This window comes from Shewanella sp. AC91-MNA-CIBAN-0169 (genome assembly GCF_040310165.1).
Taxonomy (GTDB): Bacteria; Pseudomonadota; Gammaproteobacteria; order Enterobacterales; family Shewanellaceae; genus Shewanella.
In genome coordinates, this window is the sequence record NZ_JBEOPM010000124.1 from 1 (window position 1) to 269 (window position 269).

Annotated in this window: 1 pseudogene; it reads left to right on the forward strand. The window is 42.4% G+C overall.

The annotated features are described in order from the left end of the window. Positions 1 to 269, forward strand: a pseudogene (locus tag AAEY98_RS22380) (transglycosylase SLT domain-containing protein); the annotation flags it as partial.

The following is a 269-nucleotide window of genomic DNA, read 5'->3' on the forward strand; positions in this document are numbered from 1 at the left end:
GGCTTTAAGCGTGCAAAAGCACTTTATGATATTGAGCGCTTTACGTCCGCGCGCCGTGAGTGGAATTATTTATCGGATACGTCTAGCGATGAAGAAAAGCTAGCAGCATCACAACTATCTACCGATTTAGGTTGGCACGACAGTACTATTTTTACTTTAGCAAAAATTAAAGCGTGGGATAACGTAGAGCAACGTTTTCCGTTTGCGTTTCAAGATGTTTTTGAGCGCTACAGTAAACGTAGCAAGATAGATGTTGCCTGGAGTATTGC